The organism is Streptococcus sp. 20925_1_24 (genome assembly GCF_041432335.1).
GTDB lineage: Bacteria > Bacillota > Bacilli > Lactobacillales > Streptococcaceae > Streptococcus > Streptococcus mitis_BM.
In genome coordinates, this window is sequence record NZ_JAPVZM010000022.1 from 1 (window position 1) to 18,625 (window position 18,625).

General features: G+C 39.2%; 9 protein-coding genes and 1 pseudogene. 9 read left to right on the top strand and 1 reads right to left on the bottom strand.

Translation table 11 applies throughout. The features are described 5' to 3' along the window. Positions 1-1,100, top strand: a pseudogene (locus tag O3650_RS09415) (IS3 family transposase); the annotation flags it as partial. A gap of 71 nt (positions 1,101-1,171) precedes the next feature. Here O3650_RS09415 and queA read toward each other — a convergent pair. Next, the gene (queA, locus tag O3650_RS09420; protein WP_371492002.1) at positions 1,172-2,200 is read right to left on the bottom strand and encodes a tRNA preQ1(34) S-adenosylmethionine ribosyltransferase-isomerase QueA; all 1,029 of its coding nucleotides are present in this window, start codon (positions 2,198-2,200) and stop codon (positions 1,172-1,174) included. Between the two features lie 150 nt (positions 2,201-2,350). Between queA and O3650_RS09425 the strand changes: the two genes are divergently transcribed. The 8 genes from O3650_RS09425 to O3650_RS09460 form a co-directional block, all read left to right on the top strand. Beyond that, positions 2,351-3,058: a glucosamine-6-phosphate deaminase gene (locus O3650_RS09425; RefSeq protein ID WP_049516047.1), complete on the top strand. Its 708-nt coding sequence runs from the start codon at positions 2,351-2,353 to the stop codon at positions 3,056-3,058. A gap of 138 nt (positions 3,059-3,196) precedes the next feature. Continuing rightward, positions 3,197-3,373, top strand: coding sequence for a 30S ribosomal protein S21 (gene rpsU, locus O3650_RS09430; RefSeq protein WP_000048054.1), 177 nt, complete (start codon positions 3,197-3,199; stop codon positions 3,371-3,373). Between the two features lie 129 nt (positions 3,374-3,502). Further along, positions 3,503-4,438, top strand: a complete 936-nt coding sequence (hprK, locus tag O3650_RS09435; RefSeq protein WP_000115149.1) for an HPr(Ser) kinase/phosphatase — start codon at positions 3,503-3,505, stop codon at positions 4,436-4,438. After that, positions 4,431-5,219, top strand: a complete 789-nt coding sequence (lgt, locus tag O3650_RS09440) for a prolipoprotein diacylglyceryl transferase (protein WP_261055135.1) — start codon at positions 4,431-4,433, stop codon at positions 5,217-5,219. Before hprK ends, lgt begins: the two co-directional genes overlap by 8 nt. Next, a complete protein-coding gene (locus tag O3650_RS09445) occupies positions 5,220-5,603 on the top strand; it encodes a DUF948 domain-containing protein (RefSeq protein WP_371492004.1) in 384 nt (127 codons plus the stop codon). It abuts the gene before it with no gap. A gap of 15 nt (positions 5,604-5,618) precedes the next feature. After that, a complete protein-coding gene (locus tag O3650_RS09450) occupies positions 5,619-6,014 on the top strand; it encodes a YtxH domain-containing protein (RefSeq protein WP_000517368.1) in 396 nt (131 codons plus the stop codon). Positions 6,015-6,516: 502 nt separating this feature from the next. Further along, positions 6,517-11,568, top strand: coding sequence for a G5 domain-containing protein (locus O3650_RS09455; RefSeq protein WP_371492006.1), 5,052 nt, complete (start codon positions 6,517-6,519; stop codon positions 11,566-11,568). 515 nt (positions 11,569-12,083) lie between these two features. Continuing rightward, a partial coding sequence (locus tag O3650_RS09460; RefSeq protein WP_371492008.1) for a sialoglycan-binding domain-containing protein occupies positions 12,084-18,625 on the top strand: 6,542 nt, incomplete at its 3' end.

Here is an 18,625-nt window from a genome sequence, read left to right on the forward strand (position 1 = left end):
TACGGCCTCCCGAGTCGTACGATACTTCTTAATTGGCTAGCACAATACAAGAAAAACGGGTATACTATTGTTGAGAAAACAAGAGGGAGAGCACCTAAAATGGGACGTAAGCCAAAGAAGAAACCCGAAGAGATGACAGAGTTAGAACGACTTCAAGCAGAAAACGAGTATCTGAGAGCGGAGAATGCTGTCCTAAAAAAGTTGAGAGAACTCCGCTTGAAGGAGGAAAAAGAGAAAGAAGAAAGACAGAAATTGTTCAAGAATTAATGACTGAGTTTTCGTTAGATATTCTTCTAAAAGCCATTAAACTAGCTCGTTCAACCTACTACTATCACTTGAAACAGCTAGATAAACCAGATAAGGACCAAGAACTTAAAGCTGAAATTCAATCCATTTTTATCGAACACAAGGGAAATTATGGTTATCGTCGGGTTCATTTAGAACTAAGAAATCGTGGTTATCTGGTAAATCAGAAAAGAGTTCAACGCTTGATGAAAGTACTCAATTTACAAGCTAAAATGCGACAGAAACGAAAATATTCTTCTCATAAAGGAGACGTTGGCAAGAAAGCAGATAACCTCATTCAACGCCAATTTGAAGCAGCCAAACCAATAGAAAAGTGCTACACAGATGTGACAGAATTTTCCATTCCAGCAAGTGCTCAAAAGCTTTACTTATCACCAGTTTTAGATGGCTTTAATAGTGAAATTATCGCCTATAATCTTTCAACTTCACCCAACTTAGAACAAGTAAAAACAATGTTGGAACAGGCATTCACAGAGAAGCACTACGAAAATACAATTCTCCATAGTGACCAAGGCTGGCAATATCAACACGATTCTTATCATCAGTTCCTAGAGAGTAAGGGAATTCAAGCATCCATGTCACGTAAAGGTAACAGTCCAGACAACGGTATGATGGAATCTTTCTTTGGCATTCTGAAATCGGAGATGTTTTATGGTTATGAGAAAACCTTTAAATCACTTAATCAATTGGAACAAGCCATTGTTGACTATATTGATTACTACAACAATAAACGAATTAAGGTAAAACTAAAAGGACTCAGTCCTGTACAATACAGAACTAAATCCTTTGGATAAATTAATTGTCTAACTTTTTGGGGTCAGTACATTATAATGCCTGATAATATGCGTTTTTTTGATTATGAAAATTAATAAATAAACATGGCATCACCGAAACTGAAGAAGCGGTAGTGCTCTTGAATGGCATGGTGGTAGGCATCTAAGACTAATTCGCGACCTGCAAAGGCAGAAACCAACATGACCAGAGTTGATTTTGGCAGGTGGAAATTGGTTGAAAAGGCATCTACAACCTTCCATTGGTAGCCTGGTTTGATAAAGATATTGGTCCAGCCAGAATCTGCTTGGATTTGCCCATTAAACTTGGAACCAATAGTCTCCAATGTGCGGATAGAAGTAGTTCCGACAGCAATGATGCGACCACCATTTTCCTTAACAGAGCGAAGGGTGGCAGCTGCTTCCTCAGAAAGTTGGTAGAATTCTGAGTGCATTTCGTGTTCGTCTAGATTGTCCACAGAAACGGGTCTAAAGGTTCCGAGTCCGACATGGAGAGTCAGATAGACTAGATGAACACCCTTGGCTTGGATTTCTGCCAGCAGTTCTTTGGTGAAGTGGAGACCAGCAGTAGGTGCTGCAGCAGAGCCACTTTCCTTGGCGTAAACAGTTTGATAGCGTTCGCGGTCATCCAGTTTTTCATGGATATAAGGTGGTAGCGGCATTTCACCCAGACTTTCCAAAACTTCTAGGAAAATTCCTTGGTAATCAAAGCGGACAATACGACCACCGTGGGTCAATTCTTCCGTAACGACAGCGCTGAGGCGACCATCACCAAAGCTGACACGAGTCCCGACCTTGAGGCGTTTGGCAGGTTTAGCCAGAACTTCCCACTCATCTCCACTAGTATTTTTGAGCAGGAGAAGTTCCACATGACCTCCAGTTTCTTCCTTTTGACCATAGAGGCGGGCAGGGAGAACGCGGGTGTCATTCATGACAAGGGCATCGCCAGGTTCCAGCATATCAATAATAGAATGGAAGTGTTTATCCTGCATTTCTCCCGTCTCACGGTTGACAATGAGGAGTTTAGAAGCATCTCGTTTTTCAAGAGGCGTTTGGGCAATCAATTCCTCGGGTAAGTGGAAATCAAAATCAGCTGTATTCATATATCTGTTCATTCTTTCTAAGTTCTAATCCTATCCATTATAACATGTTTCAAGTTTGGACGCTCTTTTTTTAGAAATTAAATCGTTTTCACTTGACAAAAATTGGTCTATACCATATAATAAATATAGATTAAAACGGAGGATGAAAAGATGAAAGTTATTAAAGTTGAAAACCAAATCGAAGGTGGAAAAGTTGCTTTTGAGATTTTGAAGGAAAAATTGGCCAACGGCGCTCAAACCCTAGGACTTGCAACAGGAAGTAGTCCACTTGAATTTTACAAGGAAATTGTTGAGAGCGACCTTGATTTTTCAAATCTAACCAGTGTCAACCTAGATGAGTATGTAGGGCTTGATGGGGACAACCCACAGTCTTATCGTTACTTCATGCAAGAAAACTTGTTTAACCAAAAACCATTTAAAGAAAGTTTCTTGCCTCGTGGGGTTAAGGACAATGCTGAAGCTGAAGTTGAACGCTACAACCAAATTTTGGCCGACCATCCAGTTGACCTTCAAATCTTGGGAATTGGTCGCAATGGACATATCGGATTTAATGAGCCTGGGACTCCATTTGACAGTCAAACACACCTTGTAGAGCTTGACCAGTCTACTATTGAAGCCAATGCGCGCTTTTTTGACAAGATTGAAGACGTCCCAACCCAAGCCATTTCAATGGGAATTAAAAACATCTTGGATGCCAAGTCAATTATTCTCTTTGCTTACGGCGAATCAAAAGCAGAAGCCATTGCCGGCACCGTGTCTGGTCCAGTGACCGAGAACCTACCAGCAAGTAGCCTCCAAAATCACCCTGATGTGACGATTATTGCGGATGCTGAGGCGCTTAGCTTACTTGAAAAATAAAAAGCAATATTCTATTGAACGCTTTCAACTCTTGTATAAATGGAAGAAAAAATCAAAATTAAACCGCATTTTTTCTTGACAATTATTCCCTTTACGTGTAAAATAGAATAGATCTTGAACTTGAAGGGAGTGAAAAAAATGTCTAAAACAGTAGTACGTAAGAATGAATCTCTTGACGACGCACTTCGTCGTTTCAAACGTGCGGTTACTAAAGCTGGTACTCTTCAAGAAACACGCAAACGTGAATTCTATGAAAAACCTTCTGTAAAACGCAAACGTAAATCAGAAGCAGCTCGTAAACGTAAAAAATTCTAATTGAAATGAAAGGCTAGAGAAATCTAGTCCTTTTTCTTTTAAATAAATACTTCAAAGCCTGCAAAAATCTGAAACTTCCTCCCACAATTTGATATAATAGAGGGAAGAACTCATTTGAAGGAGGAAATGATGTCGGTTTTAGTAAAAGAAGTGATTGAAAAGCTTAGACTAGACATTGTCTATGGCGAACCAGAATTACTTGAAAAGGAAATCAATACAGCGGATATTACGCGACCTGGTCTTGAAATGACAGGTTATTTTGACTACTACACGCCAGAGCGGATCCAGCTCTTGGGGATGAAGGAGTGGTCTTATCTGATTAGCATGCCTTCTAACAGTCGTTATGAAGTTTTGAAAAAAATGTTTCTACCTGAAACACCTGCGGTCATTGTTGCTCGTGGTTTGGTGGTTCCAGAGGAGATGTTAAAGGCTGCTAGAGAATGTAAGATTGCTATTTTAACCAGCCGTACAGCTACCAGTCGTTTGTCTGGAGAATTATCTAGCTATCTGGATTCTCGTTTGGCGGAACGCACCAGTGTTCACGGTGTCTTGATGGATATCTATGGGATGGGTGTCTTGATTCAAGGAGATAGTGGTATCGGTAAGAGTGAAACAGGTCTTGAGCTTGTCAAACGTGGGCACCGCTTGGTAGCAGATGATCGGGTAGATATTTATTCTAAGGATGAATTAACTCTTTGGGGAGAGCCTGCTGAAATCTTGAAACACTTGATTGAAATTCGTGGGGTTGGTATTATCGATGTCATGAGCCTCTACGGTGCGAGTGCGGTAAAAGATTCTTCACAAGTTCAGTTGGCTGTCTACTTGGAAAATTACGATACGCATAAGACCTTTGATCGACTTGGAAACAATGCAGAGGAATTAGAAATTTCTGGCGTAGCCATTCCTCGTATCCGCATCCCAGTTAAAACAGGTCGTAATATCTCTGTCGTGATTGAGGCTGCTGCCATGAATTATCGTGCCAAGGAAATGGGCTTTGATGCGACGCGTTTGTTCGAAGAACGCTTGACAAATCTTATTGCTCAAAACGAGGTGCCTAATGCTTGATCCAATTGCTATTCATCTAGGTCCTCTAGCCATTCGTTGGTATGCCTTGTGTATTGTTACAGGTTTGATTCTTGCGGTTTATTTGACCATGAAAGAAGCGCCTAGAAAGAAGATCATACCAGACGATATTTTAGATTTTATCTTAGTAGCCTTTCCCTTGGCTATTTTAGGAGCTCGTCTCTACTATGTTATTTTCCGTTTTGATTACTATAGTCAGAATTTGGGAGAGATTTTTGCCATTTGGAATGGTGGTTTGGCCATTTACGGTGGTTTGATAACTGGGGCTCTTGTGCTCTATATCTTTGCTGATCGTAAACTCATTAATACTTGGGATTTTCTAGATATTGCAGCGCCTAGCGTCATGATAGCCCAAAGTTTGGGTCGCTGGGGCAATTTCTTTAACCAAGAAGCTTATGGTGCAGCAGTGGATAATCTGAATTATCTACCTGGCTTCATCCGTGACCAGATGTATATTGATGGGAGCTACCGTCAACCGACCTTCCTTTATGAGTCCCTATGGAATCTACTTGGATTTGCCTTGATTTTGATATTCAGACGAAAATGGAAGAGTCTCAGACGAGGCCATATTACTGCTTTCTACTTGATTTGGTATGGTTTCGGTCGTATGATCATCGAAGGCATGCGGACAGATAGCCTCATGTTCTTTGGTCTTCGAGTGTCCCAATGGCTATCAGTTGTCCTTATCGGTCTCGGTATTTTTATCATTCTATATCAAAATCGAAAGAAGGCCCCTTACTATATTACAGAGGAGGAAAACTAAATGTTAGAAGTTGCATATATTCTTGTAGCCTTTGCTTTGATTGTCTTTTTAGTCTATCTAATCATTACTGTACAAAAGCTTGGCCGTGTTATCGATGAAACAGAGAAGACGATTAAAACCTTGACTTCAGATGTGGATGTGACCTTGCATCATACCAATGAATTGCTGGCTAAGGTCAATGTCTTGGCAGATGATATCAATGTCAAGGTGGCAACGATTGATCCACTCTTTAATGCTGTCGCAGATTTATCTCTATCTGTTTCAGACCTCAATGACCATGCGCGTGTCTTGAGCAAGAAAGCTTCCTCAGCTGGTTCAAAAACACTCAAGACCGGTGCAAGTTTGTCAGCTCTTCGTCTTGCAAGTAAATTTTTCAAAAAATAAAAAAGGAGAATCCTTATGGGTAAACTATCCTCAATCCTTTTAGGAACCGTTTCAGGTGCAGCTCTTGCCTTGTTTTTAACAAGCGACAAGGGCAAACAAGTTTGCAGTCAGGCTCAAGATTTTCTAGATGATTTGAGAGAAGATCCGGAGTATGCCAAGGAGCAGGTCTGTGAAAAACTGACAGAAGTTAAGGATCAGGCTACAGATTTTGTTCTGAAAACCAAAGAACAGGTAGAGTCAGGTGAAATCACTGTGGACAGTGTACTTGCTCAAGCCAAATCATGTGCTCGTCAAGCAACAGAAGCATCAAAAAATCAATTCAATAACCTCAAGGAGCAATGGCAAGAAAAGGCAGAAATTCTTGACCAAGCAGAAGAGATTGTGATTGATATCAAAGAAGAAAAAATCTAGATTTGATGAGACTGGGCAAAAACTCAATTCTAGGAAAAAATGAAGTAAATCTTTTTACAATAAAACACATAATATCAAGTTTTTTCAATACTTGATATTATGTGTTTTTTGATTTTAAAGGCTTTTTAATAAACTTTTTTTAAATACATGAGTGTTATGAATTTTTATGGTATAATGGCAGTGTTGGAAGTGAAATATTTATACTCTTCGAAAATCTCTTCAAACTACGTCAGCTTCACCTTGCCGTACTCCAGTACAGCCTGCGGCTAGCTTCCTAGTTTGCTCTTTGATTTTCATTGAGTATTACATTTTTTTATATTTTACTGATATTTTAGTAATATTAAGCAATCCATTTTCTATGATTAGAAATCAATGTGGTAGTTTATGATGAAGTAGAGGAAAAGCTCTAAAATTTTAGTCAAGAAACGATTTAGTATTCTGTCTATGTAAAATATTAGAAGCCTCTATTTTGTAAAAAATAGTTAGAAAGAAAGTTGGTAAAATGAAAGATATTTTTAATAAACGTCAACGTTTTTCGATTCGAAAGTTTTCTGTTGGAGTGGCTTCTGTATTAATAGGAATTGCCTTGTTTACACCATCTCAGGGAGTGCTTGCTTCTACGGAAAATTCCCCATCTTCTGTGGAGAAAAGAGAAGCAGTTCAACCTATACCAGATAATCAAAATAATCCTGCTTCTGAGTTAGATACCAGAGATGTTCCAATAAGATCTACAAGGACTACAGAACTCGGTACATCTGGGGATAAGGAAAATAATAGCTTGATCACAAGGGCTTCCGTGGCGGGTGAAGACAGATCAAGCACTCCAGAGGTGAGAGCAGCATCCAATCCTTCCGAGGTTAAAAAGTATGAATTAACTGATGAGTATGCTAAGCAAATAAAAGCAGGAGTAATCGGTTCAGAAGGTAATAAGCTTGACAGTTTGTTACTAAACGGCCCTAAGTTAAGTCCAGAAGCTTATACAGATGAAGATTACTTGAAGGATAAAGAAGAACTTTATATTTATGAAAAGGACGGAAAAAAGTATGTAGGCTATAATAGTCATCCTATGTTAGAAGATACTGATGGTGATGGTATTATTGACAGTAAAGAAAAGCCAGATGAAAAATTAAAATGGAATGTCAGTGAGCGCGATATGATTATGTTCATGGAATTGTCTTACCGAGATGATGATTATATTGATAAAGTTTTAAATAATAAGAAGCAATTAACAGAGGCGGATTTATACAAAAAGAAAGGCGAAAGTAAACCACGCTATGAATACATGATGATGAATAGGGAATTAGCTCCTTATTGGAAAAGAAAGAAAAGCTATCATACATCCAGTGGACTAGATGCTGTCTTGTATGAAACTAAGAGTGATTTCTTATATTTACCAAATGGAACTGCACAAGTGTTAGCCTTTCGTGGAACAAGTGATGCCAAAGATATTGTGGCTGATGGAGTACTTGGAGTAGGAAGCAATCCTCAGCAAGGGAACGATGCAGAAAATATCATGCGCGAACTAGCTAAAGATAAGAGTATTACCAATCTTTATTTGACAGGACATTCTTTAGGAGGATACTTAGTACAACGGGCAATGGTTGAAGCCTATCAGTTGGCATATTCTGATAGCAGAGTCATGTCTCCTAAAGAACAGCGGGCTTATAGAAACTTTTATAATAATGTATTAAAAAAAGGAACAACATTCAATGCTCCAAAAGTTGTGACAAGTTGGGTTTCCCGTCGTGAATTTTGGCAAAAAGGTTTAGATAGCAAAAAAATAGCTAAGTCTGGTAAAATGACTCATTATATTGTTGATAATGATTCGACGATAAGAAAAGGTGTCAGCAATGATAGTGATGTTGTTATAAATGTTGGACGAACCAGTGGAGGTCATAGTTCACGTTCTTATTTTGAAGCCGATATGATTAATAGACGATCAGAGTTTATATCTGGGAAACGAATTTCTTTAGATGGGACAGGTTATCAAGATAAAAAAATTACAACAGTTAAATCTGTAGAAAAAGTTGGAGAAACTGCTGTATATAGTAAACGCGGAGATGACATCATTAAGTCAACAACTGTGAGTATGAAAGATCCTGATACAGGACAGATTACTAAAAATACACTTGACGAAGTGTTCAAGAAAGATGGTGCTAAATCTAAGGTTGTGGTTACGCCCCTCGAGCCAAGTGTTCGTTATGAAAAAGACGCGACAAAAGCTAAAGGTGAAGCAAAAATCACAGTAGCTGGTACTCCAGGTACCAGAACAGTAACTACCACTTATACTGTGAATCCGACAGATGGTAGCCTCATTCCACATGAAGGAAAACCAGTTATCAAACCTTCAACTCCTACAGTGGTTAAAGTGCCAGCTAAAGATGAGGTTGAATACCTCAAAGAAGGTGATGATGTTGTTAAGAAGACAACAACTTACGCGGTCAATGCAAGTACCGGTGTCCTTACTCCAACAGAGAAAAAGGAAATCTTCAAACAAAATGGAGCTAAATCTAAGGTTGTGGTTACGCCAATAGAGCCAAGTGTTCGTTATGAAAAAGACGCGACAAAAACTAAAGGTGAAGCAAAAATCACAGTAGCTGGTACTCTAGGCACTAGAACAGTAACTACCACTTATACTGTGAATCCGACAGATGGTAACCTCATTCCACATGAAGGAAAACCAGTTATCAAACCTTCAACTCCTACAGTGGTTAAAGTGCCAGCTAAAGATGAGGTTGAATACCTCAAAGAAGGCGATGATGTTGTTAAGAAGACAACAACTTACGCGGTCAATGCAAGTACCGGTGCCTTAACTCCAACAGAGACAACAGAAATCTTCAATAGAAATGGAGCCAAGGCTAAGGTTGTGGTTACGTCAATAGAGCCAAGTATTCGTTATGAGAAAGACGCCACAAGAGCCAAAGGTGAAGCTAAAGTCACAGTAGCTGGTACTCCAGGTACTAGAACAGTAACCACAACCTATACAGTTAAACCTACAGATGGCAGCCTCATTCCACATGAAGGAAAACCAGTTATCAAACCTTCAACTCCTACAGTGGTCAAGGTCCCAGCTAAAGATGAGGTTGAATACCTCAAAGAAGGCGATGATGTTGTTAAGAAGACAACAAGCTACGAAGTCAATGCAAGTACCGGTGCCCTTACTCCAACAGTAAGGAAAGACATTGCCAGTCCAAATGGCGTTAAATCCAAAGTCGTAACCAAAATAATTCCTGTAACAACACGGTATGAAGCAGATAAAACCAAAGATGTAGGAACTAATACGGTTACTAATAATGGATCTGAAGGTAAGATAGTAACAACAACATCAACACTTGTTAATGAAACTAATGGTACGGTAACGGATGGAACACCGATCGTTAGTAGAACAGAAATGGTACCAAAAGTCGTTAAAGTTGGTGCCAAGGACAAAGTAGTAGAAACCCCGATTGAACCAGAAGTTGAGTACGTCAGAGATGGTGAACGAGAAGTTGACACACCTAATGAACACGTTGAAGGAGCTAAAGGTAAAACAGTTACTACAACCACTTATGATGTAGATCCAAAGGACGGTCATATCACAGAACACGTTGGTAATCCAGTCGTCACCCCAGCATGCAAAACAATTGTTAAAGTTGGTGCGAAAACTAAGGTTGAACAATCTAAAGATTCTGAAGGTCGTGATGTGATTGATACCACTACCTATGAAGTTGATCCAAAAACAGGTAAGGTAACTCCTACAACAGTTCGAACTTATGGAACAACGAAAGAACCAACGACTGAGACAAGACCTGTACCATCCCCTGTTGTCTATGAAAAAGACGATAGTCGTGACAAAGATTTAGAACCAGTTCGAAAAGAAGGAACTCCTGGAGAAGACACCATCACCACAACGTACACAGTAGATCCTAATACTGGAAAGATTACAGCAAGTGAAGGTCAACCAGTTCGTACGAAAGAACCAACTAATACTATTGTCAAAGTCGCAGCGAAGGATAAAGTAGAAACAACCGAAATCCCATCACCTAAGAAGTATGTGAAAGATGATACACGTGACAAAGATCAACCGAATGTGGAAGAAGCAGGTCGAGCAGGTTCACGTACAACAACCACTACTTACAAAGTAAATCCAGCAGATGGAACAATTACAGAAAGAGTAGGAGAACCAGTAGTAGTAAATCCAACAGAAACAATTGTCAAAGTTGCAGCGAAGGACAAAGTAGTAGAAACACCAATTGAGCCAGAAGTTGAGTATGTTAGAGATGTTGAAAAAGACTTCGGTACACCAGCTCAGCGTACTGAGGGTGAAAAAGGTAAAACAGTCACTACAACCACTTACGATGTAGATCCAAAGGACGGTCATATTACAGAACACGTTGGTAATCCAGTCGTCACCCCAGCAGGTAAGACAATCGTTAAAATTGGTGCGAAAACTAAGGTTGAACAATCTAAAGATCCTGAAGGTCGTGATGTGATTGATACCACTACCTATGAAGTTGATCCAAAAACAGGTAATGTAACTCCGACAACAGTTCGAACTTATGGAACAAGTAAAGAACCAACAGTAGAGTTAGAACAATCTCCTAAGACAGGTGATGCTACAGTGACACCGAAGAAGCGAGATGACTCAACATCCCCATCAGGGACTAAGGTAGAAATGCCAGGTGAAGATGGAAAAGGTAAAGTACCCAACAGTGACCTCCCAGAAGGTAAAGTTACAAAACCAGGTCAGATTACTGAGCCAGATAAACCATCTGTTGAAGTTCCTGAGGTAACAACCCCAACAGGTAAGACGCCAAAAGTAGAGTTAGAACAAAATCCTAAGACAGGTGATGTTACAGTAACACCGAAAAAAACAGATAGTTCAACATATCAACCAGGAACTAAGGTAGAAATCCCAGGTGAAAATGGAGAAGGTAAAGTTACAGAACCAGGTAAACCATCTGTGGAAGTTCCAGTCGAAAATCCACCTGAGGTAACAATTTTTGAAAACGGTGTATTACCAGATTCGATTGAATTGCCAGAGCTAATGATTGAGGTTCGATGGATTGATGAAGCTGGAAATGTATTGAAACCATCCGTTAAGACAGGTAATGAAAAGGATGCTGAACATGGATCAATTCCAGGATATGAATTTGTACGAACTGTGATTGATGAAAATGAACCAGTAATGACCCACATTTTCAGAAAAGTAAGTGGAAGTACAATTCCAAATACAATTCCAGTAACTCCAGTCCTACCTGATATTAATGGAAATTCTGGTCACGATACGGCTGCGCTAACAACTCCAACTCCAGTTGCGTCAGCAACACATGATGCTAATGGAAATTCTGGTCAAGATACAGCTGCACCAACAACTCCAATTCCAGATGAAGTTACCCCGAATACAACTCGTGAAGATACTACAGATGTTGTTGATAATGGAGTTAAATCAAATGATTCTCAAAATGTATTGCCAAATACAGGAACAGGATCAAATGCTGCTCTTGCATCTCTAGGACTTCTTGGACTATTGAGTGGATTTGGACTTGTAGCTCGCAAGAAAAAAGAAGACTAAAAATTTAGTCAAAATATGAATTGTTCATTGTTAAGTGGACAATGAATAAAAAAATTAACAACGGCTTTGTTCCTCATTTTAAGAGGTACAAGGCCGTTGTTGTATTTTTGAAAAGTAGATGCTAATATCTGTACCACAATAAATTGAAACTAGAATAATACACTCTGGTTGTTAAAACATTTCTAGAAATTAATTTGATTTTAAATCTAGACAGTTAGTTTTACTTTAGTATATAACATAATAACATTTTATGGATGATTAAAAATTTTCTCCCTCATTTTATGTAATAAATCGGTTTTAACTTGTTTAAATAGACTAAAAATGGTATAATTGAGCTGTGATAGCTGTGATAGCTGTGATAGCTGTGATAGCTGTGATAGCTGTGATAGCTGTGATAGCTGTGATGTTATTTGCTGATAGCGATCATCATAGTGATTTTTATAGCTTAACTCTTTTTAGGGAGTTGAAGTTATGAAGATTGCTTTTTCTATATTATATTGCCCTTAGGAGGACAAATGGAACACAAATCGAATTCATACAAAGTAAATCTACAGCAACGTGAAAAAGTTTTGCGCTTTTCTATTCGTAAATACAGTTTCGGTGCCGCTTCAGTTGCTGTTGCAGCGCTGATGTTTTTGGGCGCGCGCGTTGCTAGTGCGGATAGTGTAGTTGAAAACACTCCAAAATCTACTGCGGGTGTAGTAAGTCCTAAAGATGAGGCCAAGTCGCCTCAAGGTATTGCGGAACCTACTGGAAACAAAGTAGATGAAGTAAATAAATCCTTGGAAACTCAAGCGCCTACAGTTGATAAAACTAAGTTGAGAAAAGTAGTTGAAGAACTAAATTCTCTTCTTTCAACTAAATTAAACCTTGACGAGTCAGTAGTCTCACCTATTAAAGATAGACTTCAAAAAGGAAAAGAAGCCCTAGAAAATTCTGACCTAGCTCAAAAGGATATTGATGAGCTTGTAGAACTCTTGTCTAAAGATGTGACAGTCTTATCAGCTGCTGCTAAGGAATCAACTGAGATTCAAGGGAATAAAACTGAAAAGCAGGCTGACAATCTAGCAAGTCAAACTTCTCCTGAAGTAAGCGCAAGCGAAGAGAACCAAACTGTATCAGCTAAAAAAGATTCTTTGAAAGTATCTGTAGATCAATTGCAGGCAGCTGTTTTGGAATTGCCTGAGCATGAGACTAGCAAAGAAGTTCTTGAAAAAGCCAATGAACTATTGGGCTTGGCTCAGGATGTTCTTCAGAATACTACAGTCTCTCTAACAGATGTTGAACAAATGAACAAACTTGTGAAGAGAATGTTTATTTCTGTTAAAAATGCTACAACACGTTTGAGTTCAGGATCTCGTGACTCACGTAATGGTCAAAGTATGGGTCAAGGTTCTGGTCTAAGATCGGCAGCCATTGATAAAACGACTATTCGTGGGCAACTTGGAATCGTTATAGCAAATTCTGGATTTATCACAGGATATGCGACACCATCTTCAACAATTGAAATTAAGCAAAATGGAAAAACATTGGTAACTTCAAAGCTTGATGATTCAGGTGCCTTCAAGTTAAATGCTCCTGGGATTAAAGTTGGAAGCACAGTGACATTGGTAGTGAATGGGAAAACTGTTGATACTGTAGTTGTAAGCGAAGCAAATACAGTTTCCTTCAATGATAGTCTAGCCTATGTTAAACAAGTTGATGGATATACAGCAGCGGAATCTGATGTGGAAATCACAGTAGGAGGACGAAAATATAAAACGAAGTCGCAATCTAATGGATATTTCACTGTTGATGTTGATGCTCAACTGATGACAAAAGGTGCGGAAGTCACAGCTGTAGTAACAAAAGATGGGAAAGTAGTTGGTCGTGGAACGAGTATTGTTCGTGAAGTAAAAGTAACAGACTTCGGTGTTGGTTGGACAGAAAACCCTATGATTAACTATTCAGAGCGTGATGTGTTCTCACCAGATACGAAACAGTATGCTTTCGTAAGTAAAGGAAAAGCTAATCAAGCTTATGATAACATTCGTGTGTATCGTGAGATGCGAGTTGAAGATAATGGCAACAAGTATTACTATTGGATGGTAGATTCAGGTCCAGCAGCAAATGCGCAGGCAGGATTGTCTAAAAAAATCTCACTTGCTATTCCGCGTACAGTTGGAGATCCGTATGATTTCACTTATACAAAATATGTAAATGGACAACAGACATCTCATAAAGAATATTCTAGTGCGTCAGCATGGGAGTATGAAAATCCCGCTTATCGAGCATATGTAAAAGATGGTGTCCGACGTTCGGGGGCATCTTATACTGAAAATACAGATGCTTGGATGGATTATATAGAACCATCAAATGGATGGCGTAAGAATATTTATCGAAAAAATAGCGGAGATGGGACAGAGCCTAATGCAGATGCATTCCCTCGAGTCCTAGATATGTTAGGTATCAAGAAGAACGGTCTTGAATACAACCTTGTTAGAGGTGTTATAGAAGATAAACTGAACGTAGTTGCTGGGCAACGTACAATTATGACTTTCAAAACAAAAGTTTTAGAAGGTGATGAATTGGATCAAAGTATTATGTCGGATTGGGTTAATAAAGATAAAAGTAATCCGATGGTATCAGAGATCAAATCCCGCTTAGCGAATGATCCGTATCTTGCCTACGGAGGGTATACATTGGGAGGAAAACCTCGGTATTATTCAGGTCAAAATGCCATCATCGGTACCTTGCCGTTGAGACCAGAAGAAGCAACTAACTTCAATTTCAAACCAGTATCTAAAGAGCAAACTACAAAAGTGGGAGTTATTCCTCCAGCGATTGATAGCATTAAGAATAAGTCAGAAATGCCAGCTGGAACAACCTATCGTTGGTTTAAAGATCCAGATGTGTCCAAAACTACGGCACCAGGGAAACCAGTGTATGGTAAGGTAGAAGTAGTAATCCCCCAACGTGGAACCTACATTGTGGATGTACCAGTTCATGTTGTAGATACCAAAGCTCAAACACCAGTGGCAACAGCTAAGGATAATGGGGATGTAACTGCAAAACCACAAGATTCTAAAAAAGTAGACAAAATCAAAGTAAGCTTTACAGGGGAAGATAATAAACCTAAAACAGCTGAGGGAACTAAAGGAACAAACGGCAAATGGACTGTAAATAACCCAGATGTTCGAATTGATCCAAATACAGGTGAAATCACAATCCCGGCTAATAAAGTTAAAGACTTGACAGAAGTAACAGCAGTTACGAAGAATGGAAATGGTGCGGATTCGGATCCAGCTAAAGCAACTGCAAAAGATGTCCAAAAACCACAAGCTACTTTAAATGGCATTACGCTAACAGAGACAGCCAATACACCAATCTTTACAGTCTATCGTGGTGCTGACTTTAACCCAGAGCTTAAAGTATGGGATAACTCAGGTACCATCTCAAAAGTAACAGTTGGAAATCTTCCTGGCGGAGTAAGTGCTTCTAACTTTACAGCTCAAACAGGTAAAGATGGAAGTTCAGAAGATAAGAAGTATAAAACTCGTTTATCTTCAGGTAGAGTATTAGATACTCAGACATTGGGAGAACATACTGCTACTCTTCACGTAGAAGGAAGTAGTGCTACTGACAGCCGTGACTTGAAATTCAAGTACCGTGTTGTGGATATTGCAACAAAAAATCTTGAAAATGGTGTCGCGAAAGTACCAGTTGGTTCAACATTAAATGTACCAAATAGCCGTACAAATGTTGATGCTCATAATTATCTTAAAGTTGTAGATAGCCAAGATCAAAGCGATCGTGGGAATAGCCACTTGCCTCAAGGTATGACTTGGACGTGGAAAGCTGGAGACAACTTAGATCCAGGTACTACATTAGATAATTCAGGTAAATACACTCGAAATGCTACAGCGCAATTCCCAAGTTCTGTAACAGATAACAATAGTACAACTAGAACAACATTTGCACCGACAGAAATCAAGCGTCCAGTAGTTCTTGCGGTAACGCCGACAGCGCCTAGCGTAGTAGCCAATGAAAATGGTAGTGTAACAGTTACCCCACCAACACGTCCTAATGGTAATACACCGCAAGATATTGATACAATCACACTTACTTATACACCAACAGGTAAGACTACACCAGAAACTGTAACAGTTGCAAAATCAGGAAATAACTGGACAGTCAATGGTAAGACAACCGATAAAGTATCAGTTGCTCCAGCAGGTGTTGTGACAATTTCTGATCTTGAAGTTGCGGATGGTAAAGAAGTAACTGCAAAAGTTTCTAAGAGAATTGATAATAATGTAGTTCTTGAAAGTCCAGTAGCTAAAGTAACATCAAAATCTTCTAAACCAGCTAAACCAGTAGCAGTGGCGAAAGATAATGGTGATGTTACAGGTAAACCACAAGATCCAGCAAAAGCAGATAAGATCACTGTAAGCTATACAGGAGAAGATAATCAACCCAAAACAGCTGTTGGAACTAAAGATTCGAAAGGAAAATGGACAGTAAATACTCCAGAAGTACAAATCAATCCAAATACTGGAGAAATCACGATTCCGGAAAATAAAGTAAAAGACGGAACAGAAGTAACAGTAGTTACGAAAAATGGAAATGGTACTGATTCAGATCCAGCAAAAGCAACAGCGAAATTTTCTAAGCCAGCTAAACCAGTAGCAACAGCAAAAGACAATGGTGATGTTACAGGTAAACCACAAAATCCAGCAAAAGCAGATAAGATTACTGTAAGCTATACAGGAGAAGATAATCAACCAAAAACAGCTGTAGGAACAAAAGATCCAAAAGGAAACTGGACAGTTAATACTCCAGAAGTGCAAATTAATCCTAAAACAGGAGAAATCACAATTCCAGACAATAAAGTAAAAGACGGAACGGAAGTAACGGTAGTTACAAAAAATGGAAATAGCACTGATTCAGATCCAGCAAAAGCAGTGGCAAAAGATGCAATAAAACCAGAAGCAACGTTAAATGGTGTACGTTTAACAGAAAATGCTAATTCACCAATCTTTACAGTCTATCGTGGAGCTACATTTAACCCTGAATTGAAGGTATGGGATAACTCAGGTGTGATTTCCAAAGTAGAAGTTAAGGGAGGACTTCCAAAAGGAGTAACCGCTTCTACATTTACATCTCAAACAGGAAAAACTGAAGCAAATCCATATGCAACTCGTTTGTCTTCAGGTACTGTATTGAATACTGAAACTTTAGGAGAACATGAAGCAACTCTGCACGTTGAAGGAAGTAGTGCGACTGATAGCCGTGATTTGAAATTCAAATATCGTGTAGTGGATATTGAAACACGAAATCTAGAAAACGGTATCGCAAAAGTACCAGTAGCTTCAACGTTGAATGTAGCCAATAGTGGTAAAAATATTGATGCTCATAGATATCTTAAGGTTGTAGATAGTGAAGATAAAGCAGATCGTGGAAACAATTATTTACCAAGTGGTATGACGTGGACATGGAAAGCTGGAGATAAATTAGATTCAGGAACAACACTAGATAACTCAGGGAAATATACTCGAAATGCAACAGCAGTATTCCCGGATACTAGCAAAAATTCTATTACGGATGTAAATAGTACAACTAGAACAACATTTGCACCTGCAGAAATTAAGCGTCAAGTAGTGTTAGCAGTAACGCCAACAGTGCCTAGCGTAGTTGGACATGAGAATGGTAGTGTGACAATTACCCCACCAACACGCCCTAATAGTACTAATCCACAAGATATTGATACTATCACCCTTACTTATGTACCAACAGGTAAGACTACACCAGAAACTGTAACAGTTACAAAATCAGGAAATACTTGGACTGTAAATGGTAAGACAGCTGATAAAGTGTCAGTAACCCCTGCAGGCGTTGTGACAATTTCTGATGCTGAGGTTGCAGATAAAACAGAAATAACTGCAAAAGTTTCTAAGAGAATTGATAATGTAGTTCTTGAGAGTCCAGTAGCTAGAGGAACAGCAAATGGTAGTTTGGGAGCTGAAGTTACTCCACCAGCACCAGTTCTGGAAAAAGAAAAAACTACGCCAGTTACAGTAGTAACACCAAACAAACCAGGTTCAACAATCACCACAGAAACACCAGTAAATGGATTAACAGTAGATGGCGATGGTAACTTAACTGGTACACCAACTGTCACAGATTGGGGACCGAAAGAAGAAGAACGTAAAGTTACGATCCCAGTTAAAGTTAAACATGGTGACGAGGTAGTTCCTGTAAATGTTCCAGTTACTATCCAACGCGATACAGATGGAGACGGAATTCCAGATAAAGTAGACACAGATGATGACAACGATGGAATTCCAGACAAGGATGATGCAAATCCAAAAGTAGCTGATAAATTAACAGGAGACACAACAGGAAAAACTGTAAAAGAAAAAACACCTGTCCCAGCAAATACTAAGGTAGTAACACCAAACAAACCAGGCACAACGATTTCAGTAGATGGTCCAGTAAATGGTTTAACAGTGGATAACGGCGGAAATCTAGTGGGAACACCAAGCATCACAGATTGGGGACCAAAAGAAGAAGAACGTACAGTAGAGATTCCAGTTAAACTGAAACGTGGAACAGAAGAGACTGTTGTAAAAATCCCTGTAACTATCCAACGCGATACAGATGGAGATGGAATCCCAGATAAAGTAGATCCAGATGATGATAACGATGGAATTCCAGACAAGGATGATGCAAATCCAAAAGTAGCTGATAAATTAACAGGAACAGTAACAGAAAAAACTGTCCCAGAAAAAACACCTGTCCCAGCGAATACTAAGGTAATCACACCAAACAAACCAGGTACAACGATTACAGTAGATGGTCCAGTAAATGGTTTGACTGTGGATCAAGGTGGAAATCTAGTAGGCACACCAAGCGTCACAGATTGGGGACCAAAAGAAGAAGAACGTACAGTAGAGATTCCAGTTAAACTGAAACGTGGAACAGAAGAGACTGTTGTAAAAGTACCAGTTAAAATTCAACGTGATACAGATGGCGACGGTATTCCAGATGTGACTGATCCAGATGATGACAACGATGG

What these genes read in the sequence shown, in the direction of transcription:
- O3650_RS09450 (WP_000517368.1), top strand. Translation starts at nt 5,619, where the DNA reads ATGGGTAAACTATCCTCAATCCTTTTAGGAACCGTTTCAGGTGCAGCT.
- hprK (WP_000115149.1), top strand. Translation starts at nt 3,503, where the DNA reads ATGTCGGTTTTAGTAAAAGAAGTGATTGAAAAGCTTAGACTAGACATT.
- O3650_RS09445 (WP_371492004.1), top strand. Translation starts at nt 5,220, where the DNA reads ATGTTAGAAGTTGCATATATTCTTGTAGCCTTTGCTTTGATTGTCTTT.
- rpsU (WP_000048054.1), top strand. Translation starts at nt 3,197, where the DNA reads ATGTCTAAAACAGTAGTACGTAAGAATGAATCTCTTGACGACGCACTT.
- O3650_RS09455 (WP_371492006.1), top strand. Translation starts at nt 6,517, where the DNA reads ATGAAAGATATTTTTAATAAACGTCAACGTTTTTCGATTCGAAAGTTT.
- O3650_RS09425 (WP_049516047.1), top strand. Translation starts at nt 2,351, where the DNA reads ATGAAAGTTATTAAAGTTGAAAACCAAATCGAAGGTGGAAAAGTTGCT.
- queA (WP_371492002.1), bottom strand. Translation starts at nt 2,200, where the DNA reads ATGAATACAGCTGATTTTGATTTCCACTTACCCGAGGAATTGATTGCC.
- lgt (WP_261055135.1), top strand. Translation starts at nt 4,431, where the DNA reads ATGCTTGATCCAATTGCTATTCATCTAGGTCCTCTAGCCATTCGTTGG.